The following is a 16,163-nucleotide window of genomic DNA, read 5'->3' on the forward strand; positions in this document are numbered from 1 at the left end:
TAAAGAGCGTATTTGTGAGTATTGTTATAATCCCCTCTTTATGTGTAAATACCTGGATTTCTATACTCTATTAGTTCTTAAGTTTAAGTTCTAAAAGTGCCATGTCTTCAGAAATTTTCCTTTCTAATACCCGGGCATAAATCTGCGTTGTGGCAATTTTAGTGTGTCCAAGAAGTTTAGAAACCGTTTCAATAGGCACCCCGTTTGAAAGAGTAACTATAGTCGCAAAGGTGTGACGAGCCATATGAAAAGTGAGATTTTTTTGAATTCCCACGGCTTCGGCAACTTCTTTTAAATAGAGATTGAGTTTCTCATTAGTGATTACAGGTAAAAGGGAATTACTGACTTCTGTAATTGGATGCTGATCATATTTATTTATGATTTCTTTTGCCTTCTTTAGAATTGGTACTTTTACGGGTACTTTTGTCTTAGCTCGTTTGGTTATTATCCAGTAACTCCCGTCTATCCCCAATTGAATATTCTTTTTTGTCAAGCTTATCATATCCGCATAAGAGATACCTGTATAGCAGCTAAAGACAAAGAGATCCCTCACACGATCCAGCCGATCAAGAAGGAACTTGTAATCTTCAAGAGCCTTTAATTCTTCCTCAATAAGAAATTCACGATCTGTCCTTGTAAAGTTGGGTTTCCAGCGCAGAAATGGATCTTTATCTATCCATTCCAAATGATACCCTAAGGTTACTATCTTTTTGAATCGCTGCAAATGCTTCATCACTGTATTTTGACTCATGGCCTTAGGATGACCTTTCGGCCAGTAGTTAAATAAATAGGCTTCAAAATCAGAGATTAATTCATAATTAAGCTCGCCAAGGAATACATCTTCTTTCTTTTTCTTTTCCTTTAAAAAGCGATTCAAGTAACCAGTAGTTACTCCAAAATTTCGTTTAGTACCTTCGGCCAGAGTATTTTCGGTTTTGCGGTTATGGTAGGTGATAAGGTCTTGTAGAGTTTTGCGAGTTTCAAATTCCCCCAAATACATGGCCTTAATGATCTTCGCTGTTATAAGTTCGTTTTTTTGGTCCAAGGAATTATAACACTGAATGAGCTTGGCATGTGCCTGGTCCAAATAATGGTTAACCACTCGAGCAGCTTGAGAATTCCCCTTAGCCCGTTGTCTATTCGGATCCCAAAGGTCTTTATTGACTTTAATTTTCAGACTAAAATTAACCCTCTTCCCATTCACTGTGATACGGGAATAAATTGGGGTAAGATCCTGAGAGGATCTATTGAAGTAGGTCCAGAAAAGAATCGAAAAAGTTTTTTTAGAACGCATAGTTGTTTGGTTTTAAGAATTAGAATTCCGTTTGACGAAAGCCAAATCAACTATGTAATCTGTGTAGGGTTCTGAAATCCTAAATCGTCAACATGTTGACAGATTCAAAAATATGTTGACGATCTGTGAACCTTTTAACACAAATTAATTCAATTTAAATGATGGTCCAAAAATCACAAAACCCTGTAAATCATAGGATTTACAAGGTTTTGATTTGCTTTGGTAATCAATTTAGTGACCACGCCAGGATTCAAACCTGGAACCTTCTGAGCCGTAATCAGATGCGCTATTCAGTTGCGCCACGTGGCCGATGGGTTTCCCTTAAAAAGGGATGCAAATATATTTCTTTTTAGATTTAGGGCAAAATATCACACGAGGGTTTTCTATGAATTTTAAAGACTACATCCGGGATGTGCCGGATTTCCCCACGCCAGGGGTTGTTTTCAAGGATATTACCACCTTGCTGGAGAACCCGGAAGCCTTCCACCAGGCCGCTGAGGCCCTGCTGGCCTTTACGGAGGGCCTGCGGGTCAATAAGGTGGTGGGCATCGAGAGCCGGGGGTTTTTCTTTGCGCCCCTTCTGGCACGCGAGTTAGGGGCCGGTTTTATCCCGGCGCGGAAGCCGGGAAAGCTGCCGCGGGAGACCCGCAGACAGGATTATGCGCTGGAGTACGGTACGGATGCCCTGGAGATCCATGCGGAGAGCATCGAGGTCGGGGACCGGGTGCTGGTCCACGATGATGTCCTGGCCACCGGGGGTACGGCCCGGGCCATGTGCGATCTGGTCAGGGGGCTGGGGGCCGAGGTGGTACAGTGCAATTTCCTCATTGAACTGCAATTCCTCAAAGGGCGCGATAAACTGGATGGGTTCCCCATCCGGGCCCTGGTTACCTACTAGCCCAGTGCGCGGCAGGTTACGTAGTAGCGCCAGCCGATAAGGGCCAGCTGCCATTTGGGCGCGCGTGACAAATCGGCCTGCCGTTTGGTGAGTGATGGCAGCAGCCACTTGTTAAGCCGCGCGAGGAGTTTAAAAAAACCTTGTTGCATGGGGGCAAAGATAGCCCCTTCTATAAAAGCGTAAAGGCTGCCCGGGGGCAGCCTTTTGCCTTTTGGGGTAATCCCACCTCCTAGAACAGGATGGTGATCAGGGTGAATACCAGTTGGAGTACGTACTTGGCAAGTGCGATCATGTTGCTGTTTTTTTAGGTGTTAATGGTGACTCGATTGTGATGATGGGCCGAATATATGCGCAGGCCCGGATCGCCTCCAAGAAAAAAGGCAAAAATTAATCAAAGTAAATACACTTTTGTAAGTAAAAAAATCCATAATATCACAATATATAACAAGGTAATCTTGAAATAGGTTTATATGTGTAAGATTATATTTTCTATGGTATATTAATTTGTAATATTTCAAGGGGCTTTTTTGGCCCTTTTTTCAAATCCAAGGGAAAAACAGGTGGCATTTTGCCTGTTTTTGGCCATTTGGATTTTTTGAGGCTTAAAAAAAGCCGGGCGTTGGGGCCCGGCTTTGGTATGCCTTTTCAGGGGGTATTAGTGCTTTGCGCCTACTTTTTGGTAGTGATCAGGATAACCCCGTCCTCAGCCTTTTTGCCGTACTGGTCAATGGCCTTTTGTCCTTTCATAATTTCGATGGAAGCGATCTGATCCTGCTTCAGGGCTTTCATTTTTTTCATGTTGGCTTTTTTGCCATCGATAAAAACCAGTGGGTCTTTCCTCTTGTCGGAATCGATAAAGATAAAGTCGGTCTTTCCGCCTTCGGCTATAATGTCGTTGTCGTAGTCCAGATCGTCTGAAATGATGATGTGCTTCCCGTCCGCATCCTCAATTTTACGGACATGGGCGGTGTGGACAATCATCTTGTCTCCCCCTTCGTTTAGTTCCTCCCATTCCAGCTTGCTCACCACTTTGCCGTCTACTACATAGGTTTTGTTCCCGTTCACCTCTTTTACTTCTATGGTTTTGGCTACGGCCTTCCCGGGTTTGACTTCTATTATATGCTCTTCGTCCCCGTCTTCGGAAACCCGGATTTCGTGGATCTGTACGTCCATATCGGAATCCTCGCTCATGGACTTGAGTTTTACCATGATTTTCTTGGCGCGGCTGTCTTCGGACAGGGTTTCGGCATCTACCTCAGCCCCGTTTACGATAAAGACGTTTTTACCCTCTTTTTCCCGGACCTCAATGGTTTCTTCTTCCCCATCCCCATCCCGGTGCACCCAGACCTGTACCTGCTTCTCCTGGTCTGCATCGTCATCGCCCGTGAAGCGATAGGTCATTTTGCGGCCCGTATCGGCCTGCCCGATAAAGAGGCTTCCGGCGTCGTCCAGGCGGATAAGGGTGGGCTCAATGGGGGTATCGTCGGATTGGGAATACGATCCGCTAATGTTGCTTCCTTTTGCGGTTTTGCCCTGGATATCAATATCCAGGCCGATGATTTCTCCCTGGGCGTTGCGCACGGCCGTGTAGCTGAAATCCATCCCATCGGAAGCCAGCTTGGTTTTGATCTCCTGTAATTCCTCGTCCGAGGTATCCTTGTCGATGATCAGTTCAATGGTCTTGCCCTCCTGAAGGGTGACGGTGTCTGTGGGGGCAGTTTCCGGCACGTAGACGGTCCGGGTGTTGAAGGCCAGCAGGAACAGGGCCAGGACTGGCAGGATAATCAGGTGCTTGAGCATGTGGGCGCGCCTGGATTGGTGTTGGTGTAACATAAGGATTCGTTTTTTGATGAATGATGAATAAAAGGAATTGGCCAGGGCGGGGGAGAGGCGGTTGCCCGCCGATACCCGCAATAGCGTATACTGGTATTCTTTAACGGAGGGGACGCGGCGGATGGTTTCGGCATCGGCCAGGAATTCGAGGTTCTGGGCCATACTCTGGCGGTACCACCGGCACAGGGGGTTTACCCAAAGGATAATCCCGGCCAGGCGACCCAACAGGATATCCAGGGAATGCCATTGGGCCCCGTGGGCGCGTTCGTGCTCCAGGATAAGCCTGAGTTCCGCTTCGCTATGGTTCCCGGGGTTGTAAAAGATGTACCGGAAAAAGGAAAAGGGGGCCTCTACCCGGTCCGATGGCAGATAGACAAACCCGTCCCGGCGTTCCCCCTGGTGGGTCCTGATCAGGCGCAGGATGCCCACCAATTGGCGGGCCATCAAAAAGAGGCCTGCCAGGGCTCCTCCCAGGTAGAGCAGTCCCAGGCCCTCGTCCCACCCCAGGGCTGCCGTTTCTGCCGGGAGTATCCCGGTACCTCGGGTAACGGTGGTGGCAACAGGGGTAAAGGCTACGGTAACGGTGCGGGTAAATTCCAGAAGGGGGAGCCCCAGGGCGGCCAGGATCCCGCTCAGCAGGTAGGCCCGGTTAAGCCCGAAATGGGTTTCGCGTTTCAGGTAGGCCTGGTAAGAGACAAAGAAAAGCGCCAGTATGGCCGAGGCTTTCAGAAGGTAGAGTCCCAATGCTTCCATTACGGCTGCTTTTTTTCGATGAGTTGGATGATCTCGCGCAATTCGTCGGCAGAAATCTTTTCCTCCCGGGCAAAGTAGGAGACCAGGCTTTTGTAGCTGTGGTCGAAGTAGTCTGCAACCGTCTCCCCTATAAAGGCCTTCCGGTATTCCTCCAGGGTGATAAGCGGGTAGTAGCGGTAGGTATTCCCGAAGGCTTCGTGGCCCACATAGCCCTTTTCTTCCAGGTTGCGGACCATGGTTGAGAGGGTATTGTAATGCGGTTTGCGCCCGGGAAAGTCCTCCAGGAGTTCCTTGACAAACGCCTTTTGCCGCTTCCAGAGCAGCTTCATGATCTCTTCCTCCTTATTGGTGAGTTTTTGCATGGGATGTTTTTTTGGGGATCTGCAGGTGGGTCGCAGGCCCCGGGAGACGTTGCCCCCGGGGGCTTCCGACCGCGGATCACGAAAGATTCGCTTTTTGATTGCAGGACAAACTTAACGATAAATTTAGTTCGGCAACTATAAAAATAGTTAAAAAACTAAAAAATCAGGAAATCCGGGGTGTAACACCAGGGCGGTGTAGTGGACCAACATAGGTATCTTTGCGATAAAAGCTTTTATATGGTAGAAGGCCTGCAGGTCATTTCGGGGTTGGTGCTGCTCATCCTGGGCGGCAATATGCTGCTAAAGGGCGCCGTGGGGCTATCTATGCGTTTGCACATCCCGCGGATTATTATCGGGATGACGGTGGTCTCTTTTGCCACCTCTGCCCCGGAACTCATCGTAAGCGCCAAAGCGGCTCTGGACGGGTTCCCGGACCTGGCCCTGGGCAACGTCATCGGCTCGAACATTGCCAACCTTGGGCTGGTGCTGGCCGTTACCCTGCTTATCGGTCATCTGGACGTCCGGCGCAGCTTCTACTTTACGGACTGGCCTATGATGATGGCGGCCTCCCTGGTTTTTTATGTCTTTCTGATCCTGGACCAGCAGCTCAGCAGGGCCGAAGGGGCTATTATGCTGGGGCTGCTCTTTGCGTTTTTAGTCTACCTCTTGCGCTTCCAGAAGCAGGCTGTGGTGGATGTCCCGTCGGATACCCCGGCTTTAAAACCGCTTTATCTGGTCCTTACCCACCTGGCCCTGGGTGGGGTCGCCCTCTGGGGCGGATCGGAACTGCTCGTAGCCGGGGCCGTTGGCCTGGCCCAGATTTTCGGAGTGAGTGAGCGGGTTATCGGGATTACGGTGGTCTCGGTTGGTACCAGCATCCCGGAACTGGCGGCTTCGGTCATTGCCATGGTCCGCAAGGAAAAGGCCATCTCTGTGGGGAACCTGATCGGTTCCAATATCTTCAACCTGCTGGCGGTGTTGGGGATTACCGCCCTTATAGCGCCCATTGCCACCTCCGACCCTGCCATTTTGGAGCAGGATGTCTACTGGATGCTCGGGATCGCCTTATTAATCCTCCCCCTGGTGTTCATTCCCAAGGGGCTGCGCATGGGTTGGCGCGACGGGGTGGTTTTGCTGCTGGTCTATGGGGGTTTCCTCTACACCACCCTGATATGAAAAAACCCCGGCCGTGGGGGGCCGGGGTTCATTCCTTGGGAAACCGTTGGGTTTTGCCGGATCAGATATTGGCGCTTTCTACGGTTTTGATGATGCGGGCCGCTACCTTGTACGGGTCGGCATTGGACGCCGGGCGACGGTCTTCGAGCCATCCCTTCCAGCCTTTTTCAACGGTCATGATCGGGATCCGGATGGAGGCGCCCCGGTCGGAAACCCCGTAGCTGAAGTCGTGGATGGAAGCCGTTTCGTGCTTCCCGGTAAGGCGCTGGTCGTTCTCGGCGCCGTAAACCGCGATGTGTTCTGCGGCAACCGGGCGGAAGGCCTCACATACTTTTTCGTATACCTCCTTGGAACCGCAGGTACGCAGCAGGCTGTTGGAGAAGTTGGCGTGCATCCCGCTTCCGTTCCAGTCTCCTTTGATGGGTTTGGGGTGGTATTCAATATACCAGCCGTATTCTTCCGTAAGGCGGTCCAGCAGGTAGCGGGCAACCCAGATCTGGTCGCCGGCATTCTTGGCGCCTTTGGCGAAAATCTGGAATTCCCATTGGCCGCAGGCCACTTCCTGGTTGATGCCCTCAAAGTTCAGGCCAGCTTCCAGGCAGTAATCGGCGTGGCGCTCTACCAGTTCGCGACCGTGGGTGTTTTTCCCGCCCACGGAGCAGTAGTAAAGTCCCTGGGGGCCGGGGTATCCTCCGGGAGGAAAGCCCAGGGGCAGGTCCGTATGGGTGTCCATAATAAAGTATTCCTGCTCGAAACCAAACCAGAAGTCGTTGTCTACATCGGAATCGATGGTGGCGCGGGAGTTGGTCGGGTGGGGGGTGCCATCCGGGTTCAGAACTTCGCACATCACCAGGAACCCGTTATCGCGTGCCGGGTCGGGATAGATGGCAACCGGTTTGAGGAGGCAGTCGGAAGAACCGCCTTCGGCTTGTTCTGTGGAGCTTCCGTCGAAAGCCCAGATGGGACAATCCTCCAGCTTCCCGCTGAAGTCAGATTCGATCTTGGTCTTGCTCCGCATGTTCGCGGTGGGGGTGTAGCCATCCAACCAGATGTACTCTAATTTTGATTTGCTCATGATTCCGAATTGTTTATTGTTGACTATGAATTTTGACCGTCAAAAATATACTTTTTCACCTCGCATCCATAATGGCAGGGGGGTATATTATCAAAAAAAGACTAATAATTATTAACACCCCCTTTTTTGAGGGGGGATATTGATAAAAAATTAATTTTGACACCGTTCAATGCGAATTGCGTAATTTTATCGGCTGCCAATTCATAAACCCGTGTACATGCAACATCACACCCCCCAGTCCGGAAGCGGGACACCCCCTCAGGCCGGCCGCAGGTCAGAACACTTCGCCTCCCATGTTTTCAATGAGGCACGCATGCTGCAATACCTCACTACCGAGGCGTATCAAAGCGTAAAGAATGCCATTTTTGCCGGGTCTAAGATCGAACGCAAAATGGCCGACCAGGTGGCTGAGGCCATGAAGACCTGGGCCATTTCCATGGGGGCCACCCACTACACCCACTGGTTTCAGCCCCTTACCGGGGCCACCGCAGAGAAGCACGACGCCTTCTTCGACCTGCTCCCCGATGGGCGGGCCATCGAAAAATTCGGGGGCGGGCAGTTGGTGCAACAGGAGCCCGATGCGTCCAGCTTCCCCAGCGGGGGCATCCGCAATACTTTTGAGGCCCGGGGGTATACCGCCTGGGACCCCACTTCCCCGGCCTTTATCTATGGCAGCACCCTGTGCATCCCCACAGTCTTTGTATCCTACACCGGGGAGGCACTTGACAACAAGACCCCCTTGTTGCGGGCCCTACACGCCGTGGACCAGGCTGCCACTGCCGTTGCCCGGTATTTCGATAAAACCGTAGCCAAGGTAAATGCTACCCTGGGCTGGGAACAGGAGTATTTCCTGGTCGATGCGGCCCTGGCGCAGAGCCGTCCGGACCTCACCCTTGCAGGCCGAACCCTGGTGGGCCAGGCAGCGGCCAAGGGACAGCAACTGGACGACCACTATTTCGGGGTAATCCCGGGGCGGGCGTTCCGGTTTATGCGCGACCTGGAAGCCGAGTGCATGCAATTGGGCATCCCGGTAAAAACCCGCCACAATGAGGTGGCCCCCAACCAGTTCGAGCTGGCTCCCGTTTTTGAGGAGGCCAACCTGGCGGTAGACCACAACCTGCTGCTGATGGACCTGATGGAAAAAGTGGCCGAGCGGCACGGGCTCAAGGTCCTCTTCCACGAAAAACCCTTTGCCGGGATCAACGGTTCGGGGAAACACAACAACTGGTCCCTCAGCACCGATACAGGGACCAACCTGCTGAGCCCGGGCAGCACCCCCATGAAAAACCTGCAGTTCCTCACGTTCTTTGTGAATACCATCAAGGCAGTAGACACCTACGAGGAACTCCTGCGGGCCTCTATCGCCTCGGCCAGCAACGACCACCGCCTGGGCGCCAACGAGGCCCCGCCGGCTATCATCTCCATCTTTATCGGTTCCCAGCTCACCCAGGTCCTGGATGAACTGGAAGGGGTTTCTAAGGGCAAGCTTTCTCCCGAGGAAAAAACAGAGCTGAAGCTCAATGTGGTGGGCAAGATCCCGGAAATCCTGCTGGACAATACGGACCGCAACCGCACCTCCCCCTTTGCCTTTACCGGAAACAAATTTGAGATCCGGGGGGTTGGGGCCCGCGCCAACTGCGCCAAGCCCATGACCGTGCTCAATACCATCGTAGCCCGGCAACTGACTGCCTTTCGCGAGGAGGTGGACGCGCTTATCGAGAAAAAGAAACTCAAAAAGGACGAGGCCATTTTTAATGTGCTTCGGGAATATATCAAGAGCAGCAAGCGCATCCGTTTCGATGGGGACGGGTACAGCGACCAATGGGAAAAGGAGGCTGCACGCCGCAAACTAAGCAACAACCGCAGTACCCCCGACGCCCTGAAAGTCCTCACCGCTCCGGAGTCCCTGGCCCTCTTTGCCGAGACCGGCGTTCTTACCGAAAAGGAAATACGCGCCCGCCAGGAAGTGGAGCTGGAAACCTATATCCTGCAGACGCAGATCGAAGGGCGGGTCCTGAGCGAGCTGGTCTACGGGAGTATCATCCCGGCTACAATCGCCTACCAGAACAGCCTGCTGGCCAATATCCGGGGCATGAAGGAGGTTTATGGCGCCGCCCATAAGCCCCTTACCGAAGCCCAGTTGGGGATTCTGGAGCAATTGGCAGAGCACCTGCAGGGAGCCCGCAAAAAGACCGATGCCATGACGGAGGCCCGCAAACGCGCCAATGCCATGAACGACCTGGGGAAAAAGGCCCGGGCGTATTGTGAGGCAGTACTGCCGTATTTCGAAGAGATACGCTACCATTGCGACCGCCTGGAACGCCTGGTTTCGGAGAAGGAATGGCCCCTGGCCAAATACCGGGAACTGCTCTTTATCAAATAGGCAGGGGTTGCCGCTCCCGAGGATTCCCGTATTTTTGCCCTAACCGTAACTTATTCCCATGGGAGCCAACGCATCCGAACGCTATCAGAAAAGAGGTGTTTCCGCCACCAAAGACGAAGTCCACAAGGCCATTGCCAAGGTAGACAAGGGCCTTTTTCCGAAGGCCTTTTGCAAGGTTGTCCCGGACTACCTCACCCAGGACCCGGAATACGCCCTGGTCATGCACGCCGATGGGGCGGGGACCAAGTCCTCCCTGGCGTATATGTACTGGAAGCAGACCGGCGATCTCTCCGTTTGGAAGGGGATTGCCCAGGATGCCCTGGTGATGAATCTGGACGACCTGCTCTGCGTGGGGATCACAGACAACATCCTGCTGAGTTCCACCATCGGGCGCAATGCCAATAAAATCCCCGGGGAGGTCATTGCGGCTATCATCCAGGGGACGGAGGAGCTCATCTCCGACCTGGCCGGTCAGGGGATCCACATCCACAGCACCGGGGGAGAAACCGCCGATGTGGGGGACCTGGTGCGAACGGTCATCGTGGATTCCACCGTAACTGCCCGCATCCGCCGCGACCGCATCATCGACAATTCCCGGATCCGTCCGGGGGATGTCATTGTGGGCCTGGCCTCCTTCGGGCAGGCCACTTATGAGGATGCCTATAACGGGGGTATGGGCAGCAACGGCCTGACCAGTGCCCGCCACGACGTCTTCGAAAAGGCTCTTGCCGCAACCTTTCCCGAAAGCTTCGACCCGGAAATCCCATCGGACCTGGTGTATTCCGGGAGCGTAGGGCTAACCGACCCGGTTCAAGGGGTACCCCTGGACGCCGGCAAACTGGTGCTTTCGCCCACCCGCACCTATGCCCCTGTGGTCCGGGAGGTGCTGGAGCAACTAGGCACCGAACCCATCCATGGGATGGTCCATTGCAGCGGGGGTGCGCAAACCAAAATCCTGCATTTTGTGGAAGGCCTCCACGTGATCAAGGACAACCTGTTCCCCATACCTCCCCTGTTCGAACTCATCCAACGGGAATCCGGTACGGGCTGGAAGGAAATGTACCAGGTCTTCAACTGTGGCCACCGGATGGAGTTTTACCTGCCTGAGGAGGCTGCCCAAACTGTTATCTCCATCTCGGAACGTTTCGGGATAGAAGCCCGGGTAGTGGGCCGGGTGGAAGCCGCGGGGAGCAAAAGCCTCAGCATCCATTCCCCCAAGGGGTCGTTCACCTATTAAACATACGATTTTAACCGGATCGCCGTTTTCTTCTCAGGGGCTAACCCTAAAAGAAATGGCATGGAAAGAAAAGCATTTTTAAGAACGCTGGGCGCCGGTGCGGCCTTTGCGGTTATTTTCCCCTGTACCCAGGGGTGCACCAAGGGTCCGGAGCAGGATAGCGAGCCCATCCCGGAAGGGGTAGATTTCACCATTGACCTGAGCGGGCCGGATGGGATGGCCCTGGCAAACCCCGGGGATTTTATCCTCAGGAACTTCGTCGTAGTGGCACGCAACCTGGAGGGGAATTTTGTAGCCGCAAGCCAGGTATGCAGCCACCAGCAAACCGACCAGGTGCGCTTTATCTCCAGCCAGGGCGGGATCTTCCAGTGTTCCACCCACGGCTCCCAATTCAACCAAAGCGGCACGCCCCTGAACACGGTGACCAGCAACCCCCTTAAAGTTTTCAACACAGAGCTGAACGGCGATATCCTTCGCGTTTTCGAATAAGACTCAGTACATCCCGGTAAAGCGACCGGGCCCAAAAGAGGAGGAAGATGAGGAAAAGAAGGTGGGTCCTGTGGCTTATGATCTGGGCGGTAGGAGCCGGCCTTGCCCAGCAGGACGGCCTGGTGACCGTACGGCGCACAGAGGTCCTTTTCGGGGAGTCCGTTGAGGTCTACATCACCCAGGCCAGTGAGGAAATGGGTTATATCAACCTGGAGGAGGCCCTGGCGGAGATGCGCAGGATACAGGATGCCCTTTCCCCCGATATTCCGGGTTCCCAGACCCACCGCATCAACACGATGGCAGGGGAGGCCCCGGTTGAGGTAAGTCCCGAATGTTTTCATTTGCTGCAGCGCGCTGTTTTGATTTCCAAACTCACCGAAGGGGCTTTCGATATGACCCTGGGAGTCCTGGACAGCCTCTGGCGTTTCGACGGCAGTATGCGGCGCCTGCCCGATGCCACTTCCATAAATGCCCTTACTCCCCTGGTGGGATACCGGCAGGTGGTCCTCGATGCGGAGGCACGCACGGTGTTTTTGCCGCGAAAGGGTATGCGGATCGGGCTGGAGGCTATTCTCAGGGGGTATGCCGCAGACCGGGCCAAGGAGCTCATGCTGGCCCGGGGGGTGCCCGGGGGCATGATCAATGCCGGGGGGGTGGTAACCGCCTGGGGTGCCAAATCTTCGGGCGAGAAATGGATGCTTGGGGTAGCCGACCCCAAGAATACCGGGAAGGTGCACCGCTGGTTGCCCCTGATCGAATCTTCGGTAGCCATGGTACAAACCCGGAAACGATTTGTCAGGATGGGTGACAGGACTTATGGGCATGTCCTGGATCCGCGTAGCGGGTACCCGGTGGAAGGTATCCGTCAGGTGGTGGTCCTCTCGCGGACCGCCGAGTTCAGCCATGCCCTTGCCACGGCCCTCTGTGCCCTGGGGCCGGCCCGGGGCATCCGCCTGGTGGAGCAACTGGGAGATACCGAAGCTATTATAGTGGATGCCGACGGGCTTATGTTCTGGACACGGGGCCTGCTGCCCGATCCGGGGCGGTAAGACTTCCGATGCCGCCTCCTGAAAATCGACCCAAAAATCGTACCTTCGCTCCAAATTTCCACAGGAGCAATGCTCGACAAACTCAATATCGTAAAGCAGCGGTTCGACGAGGTGTCCGACCTGATTATCCAACCCGACATCATCGCCGATCAGAAGCGGTATATCCAGCTTAACAAGGAGTACAAGGACCTGAAAGGCCTTATGGAAAAGCGGAACCTGTACGTGGAATTGCAGGACCGGATCCAGGAGGCCGAGGAAATCCTGTCGGACGGCAGCGATGCCGAAATGGTCGAGATGGCCAAGCTGCAATTGGAGGAATCCCGGGAGGCGCTGCCAGCCTTGGAGGAGGAGATAAAACTCATGCTAATCCCCAAGGACCCGGAAGACGCCAAGGATGTGGTTATGGAAATCCGGGCTGGTACAGGGGGAGACGAGGCCAGTATTTTTGCTGGCGACCTGTTCCGCATGTACACCAAGTACTGCGAGTCCAAGGGATGGCGGACCAACGTGATAGACCTGAGCGAGGGCACCAGCGGAGGCTTCAAGGAGATCCATTTTGAAGTAAGCGGAGAAGATGTCTACGGGACGCTGAAATTCGAAGCCGGGGTACACCGGGTCCAGCGGGTGCCCCAGACCGAGACCCAGGGGCGTGTGCATACCAGTGCGGCGACGGTTATGGTATTGCCGGAAGCCGAGGATTTCGACGTACATATAGACCCAAAAGACGTGCGCATCGATTATTTCTGTTCCTCCGGACCCGGGGGGCAATCGGTAAACACCACCTATTCGGCCGTACGCCTGACCCACCTGCCCACGGGGCTGGTGGCCCAGTGCCAGGACGAGAAATCCCAGCACAAGAACAAGGACAAGGCTTTTAAGGTACTTCGCAGCCGTTTGTACGATATGGAGCTGGCCAAAAAGCAGGAGGCCGATGCCGCCAAGCGGAATTCGCAGGTGAGCAGCGGCGACCGCTCTGCCAAAATCCGCACCTACAACTACCCTCAGGGGAGGGTAACCGACCACCGCATCGGCCTGACCCTGTACGATTTGCAGAATATCATCAACGGCGACATCCAGAAGATCATAGACGAACTCATGCTGGTGGAAAACACCGAGAAGCTCAAAGAAGCTTCCGAGATCCTGTAACCCATGAACCTGGAACAACTCGAGCGGCACATCCGCGAAAAATCCTCCTTCCTCTGCGTAGGACTCGATACGGACCTGGAGCGCATCCCGCCTCACTTGCTCGATGAGCCGGATCCCCTGTTTGCCTTCAACAAAGCCATCATAGATGCCACCCGGGAGTATTGCGTGGCCTACAAGCCCAACACCGCCTTCTACGAGGCGTACGGCCCCAGAGGGTGGGAAGCGCTGGGCCGTACCATAGACTACCTGAACGAAACCTGTCCGGATCACTTTACCATCGCGGATGCCAAGCGGGGCGATATCGGGAATACCGCCACCCGCTATGCTCAGGCTTTTTTTAATGCGATGGATTTTGATGCGGTAACCGTGGCCCCCTATATGGGTCGTGATTCCGTGGAGCCCTTCCTGGACTTCGAGGGGAAATTCAGCATCCTGTTGGGCTTAACCTCCAACCCGGGCGCTTTTGATTTCCAGACGCGGGAAGTGGGTGGGGAGATGCTCTTTGAACGGGTACTGGCCCAAAGCCTGGAATACAATCACGCCGAACGGCTCATGTTTGTGGTGGGTGCCACCAAGGCGGAATACCTCGAGCGGGTGCGTCGTGTTGCACCGGACCATTTTTTACTGATTCCCGGAGTAGGGGCGCAGGGCGGGAGCCTCGAGGAAGTCTGCCGCTACGGGATGAACAGCAGCGTAGGGATATTGGTGAATTCTTCCCGGGGGATTATCTACGCTTCCCGGGGTACGGATTTTGCACAAAAGGCAGCTGAGAGCGCTGCAGCCTTACAGGCACAGATGGCAGCCCTTCTTTAAGGGTGATCCTTATAACAGTTCGTTAAGCAGGCGCTGTACCTTTTGGGCCTTCCGCTCCAGGAAATCGCCGAATTTGGCATTGGTGGCCTTTACTTCTTCGGCCCTGGCCCTGAAATATTCGTACTGGTTTTCCAGCAGGTCGATGCCCTTTTGGCCTTCGCCAAGGGGGTGGATGGCTCCTACTTTGCAGAATTGCTGATTCATAGCTCCCGTTTTATACCAAATATACGGCCGCCAGCCCTTTTTGGTTTGCAGCAAAGGGGGGTATTTAACTAAAATTCAGGCCTTTTGTCTAATTTTTAACGTTTCGGCCAGCCCTGCCTTGCGCGGGTACGGATTTTTGCTGCGTTTTCGATAAAATCCAGCCCAAAAGAGGGCTTGTGAATGGCGCGTGTTGTAGTTCAGGTAAATGGGATTGCAGAGAACCGACCAGGGGGAGAGACAATAAAAAACCCCGGTCCTGCTGAACCGGGGTTTTCCAAACTAACTAACTCAAAAAATACTAACTCAAATAATTCGTGTGCAAAATTCCGTTAAAAGCGCTGAACCGGCCATTAAGCCCGTGTTAAGAACGCATGAAATTTAACGGGTTTTAAAAACAAACGTAAATTCGGAAGCATTTAGTATACAACGAATTATCTTTTTTCAAAGAAAACCACGTCTGCTGCAAATCACCATCATGAGTACCGGGTTGACCCCGGAATATCGCCCCCGGATTCAGGCAAAGACCACCGTTTTGTTGTGGTAGACGAGGGTCTTGCGGGCCACATGCAAGGAAACCGCCCTTGCGAGGACCATTTTTTCCAGGTCCCGGCCCTTGGCGATAAAATCGGCAATACTGTGGATATGGGATACAGGGGTGACGTCCTGGGCAATGATGGGCCCTTCGTCCAGTTCCTCGGTAACATAGTGACTGGTGGCCCCTATAATCTTGACCCCCCTTTCGAAAGCTGCGTGGTAGGGTTTGGCCCCGGCAAAAGCCGGCAGGAAGGAGTGGTGGATGTTGATGATGCGGTTGGGAAAGGCGGCAATCAGGTCCGGCCCTACGATTTGCATGTACCGGGCCAGTACGACGAAATCTGCCTGGTATCGCTTTAAGAGGGCCAGGTGCTCTGCCTCTGCACGGGCACGGGTTTCCCGGGAGACCGGCACGTGGTGGAAGGGAATATTGAATTGGCGCGCAATGGGGGCGCAGTCCTCGTGGTTGCTGACGATAAACGGGATATCGACCGGCAGTTCCCCGGTCTGGTGCCGGCCCAGCAGGTCGTAGAGGCAGTGCACATATTTGGAGACAAACAGGGCCATACGCGGGGTTTGTTCCAGGTGCAGTGACCACTGCATGGCAAAGGGTTGGGCACACCGGGTGGCAAACTGCTCGCGGAACCCGGTTTCATCCCAGTGCCCTTCATTAAAATCGGCTTCGAGCCTCATAAAGAAGATACCGGCCTGCCGGTCCACGTGCTGGTCCAGGTATACGACGTTGCCGCCCAGGTCATGTACCAGGCTGGTAACCGAACGGATAATCCCGGAAGAATCGGGGCAATGGATCATGAGGGTGGTATGCACAGGTATCGGGTTTGGGATAAAAGTAAAGGAATGGCAAGGGAATTGGGAAAACCCGTATTATTTTTGTAGAATCCGAAGCGCGACCCCCA

At 53.9% G+C, this 16,163-nt stretch carries 14 protein-coding genes and 1 tRNA gene; 8 read left to right on the forward strand and 7 right to left on the reverse strand.

The annotated features are described in order from the left end of the window. Positions 1-70: 70 nt before the first annotated feature. Positions 71-1,294 carry a site-specific integrase gene (locus CA832_RS11350; RefSeq protein ID WP_088341729.1) on the reverse strand — a complete coding sequence of 408 codons (1,224 nt, stop codon included), beginning with the start codon at positions 1,292-1,294 and terminating at the stop codon, positions 71-73. Positions 1,295-1,529: 235 nt separating this feature from the next. Then, positions 1,530-1,603 (reverse strand) — tRNA-Arg (locus CA832_RS11355). 76 nt (positions 1,604-1,679) lie between these two features. Between CA832_RS11355 and CA832_RS11360 the strand changes: the two genes are divergently transcribed. Then, positions 1,680-2,192 (forward strand): adenine phosphoribosyltransferase, encoded by a 513-nt coding sequence (locus CA832_RS11360; RefSeq protein ID WP_088341730.1) that lies wholly within the window; start codon positions 1,680-1,682, stop codon positions 2,190-2,192. A gap of 669 nt (positions 2,193-2,861) precedes the next feature. Here CA832_RS11360 and CA832_RS11370 read toward each other — a convergent pair. Both CA832_RS11370 and CA832_RS11375 read right to left on the reverse strand, forming a co-directional pair. Beyond that, positions 2,862-4,778, reverse strand: a complete 1,917-nt coding sequence (locus CA832_RS11370; RefSeq protein ID WP_088341732.1) for a M56 family metallopeptidase — start codon at positions 4,776-4,778, stop codon at positions 2,862-2,864. Continuing rightward, positions 4,778-5,140 (reverse strand): BlaI/MecI/CopY family transcriptional regulator, encoded by a 363-nt coding sequence (locus tag CA832_RS11375; protein WP_088341733.1) that lies wholly within the window; start codon positions 5,138-5,140, stop codon positions 4,778-4,780. The genes CA832_RS11370 and CA832_RS11375 overlap by 1 nt, the downstream gene beginning before the upstream one ends. A gap of 237 nt (positions 5,141-5,377) precedes the next feature. On the opposite strand from CA832_RS11375, the gene CA832_RS11380 reads away from it, so the two are divergent. Continuing rightward, positions 5,378-6,316, forward strand: a complete 939-nt coding sequence (locus CA832_RS11380) for a calcium/sodium antiporter (RefSeq protein WP_088341734.1) — start codon at positions 5,378-5,380, stop codon at positions 6,314-6,316. 61 nt (positions 6,317-6,377) lie between these two features. On the opposite strand, the gene CA832_RS11385 is transcribed toward CA832_RS11380, so the two are convergent. Continuing rightward, the gene (locus CA832_RS11385) at positions 6,378-7,391 is read right to left on the reverse strand and encodes a glutamine synthetase beta-grasp domain-containing protein (RefSeq protein ID WP_088341735.1); all 1,014 of its coding nucleotides are present in this window, start codon (positions 7,389-7,391) and stop codon (positions 6,378-6,380) included. A 217-nt stretch (positions 7,392-7,608) separates the two neighbouring features. Here CA832_RS11385 and CA832_RS11390 point away from each other — a divergent pair, with 217 nt between their 5' ends. From CA832_RS11390 to pyrF, 6 genes are all read left to right on the forward strand, one after another. Continuing rightward, a complete protein-coding gene (locus tag CA832_RS11390; protein ID WP_088341736.1) occupies positions 7,609-9,774 on the forward strand; it encodes a glutamine synthetase III family protein in 2,166 nt (721 codons plus the stop codon). Positions 9,775-9,832: 58 nt separating this feature from the next. Continuing rightward, entirely contained in the window at positions 9,833-11,011 is a 1,179-nt protein-coding gene (locus CA832_RS11395; protein ID WP_088341737.1) for an AIR synthase related protein, read from the forward strand. A gap of 60 nt (positions 11,012-11,071) precedes the next feature. Continuing rightward, positions 11,072-11,500, forward strand: coding sequence for a QcrA and Rieske domain-containing protein (locus CA832_RS11400; protein ID WP_088341738.1), 429 nt, complete (start codon positions 11,072-11,074; stop codon positions 11,498-11,500). A 47-nt stretch (positions 11,501-11,547) separates the two neighbouring features. After that, positions 11,548-12,549: an FAD:protein FMN transferase gene (locus tag CA832_RS11405; protein ID WP_088341739.1), complete on the forward strand. Its 1,002-nt coding sequence runs from the start codon at positions 11,548-11,550 to the stop codon at positions 12,547-12,549. Between the two features lie 69 nt (positions 12,550-12,618). Next, a complete protein-coding gene (prfA, locus tag CA832_RS11410) occupies positions 12,619-13,695 on the forward strand; it encodes a peptide chain release factor 1 (protein WP_088341740.1) in 1,077 nt (358 codons plus the stop codon). A gap of 3 nt (positions 13,696-13,698) precedes the next feature. After that, complete coding sequence (gene pyrF / locus CA832_RS11415; RefSeq protein WP_088341741.1) at positions 13,699-14,508, forward strand: orotidine-5'-phosphate decarboxylase; 810 nt, start codon at positions 13,699-13,701, stop codon at positions 14,506-14,508. Positions 14,509-14,517: 9 nt separating this feature from the next. Here the strand turns inward: pyrF and CA832_RS11420 are convergent, their stop codons facing one another. Both CA832_RS11420 and purU read right to left on the reverse strand, forming a co-directional pair. Continuing rightward, a complete protein-coding gene (locus CA832_RS11420; RefSeq protein ID WP_143542385.1) occupies positions 14,518-14,712 on the reverse strand; it encodes a hypothetical protein in 195 nt (64 codons plus the stop codon). A gap of 513 nt (positions 14,713-15,225) precedes the next feature. Then, the gene (purU, locus tag CA832_RS11425; protein ID WP_088341743.1) at positions 15,226-16,074 is read right to left on the reverse strand and encodes a formyltetrahydrofolate deformylase; all 849 of its coding nucleotides are present in this window, start codon (positions 16,072-16,074) and stop codon (positions 15,226-15,228) included. Positions 16,075-16,163: the final 89 nt, after the last annotated feature.

The organism is Robiginitalea sediminis (assembly GCF_002198115.1).
GTDB lineage: Bacteria > Bacteroidota > Bacteroidia > Flavobacteriales > Flavobacteriaceae > Robiginitalea > Robiginitalea sediminis.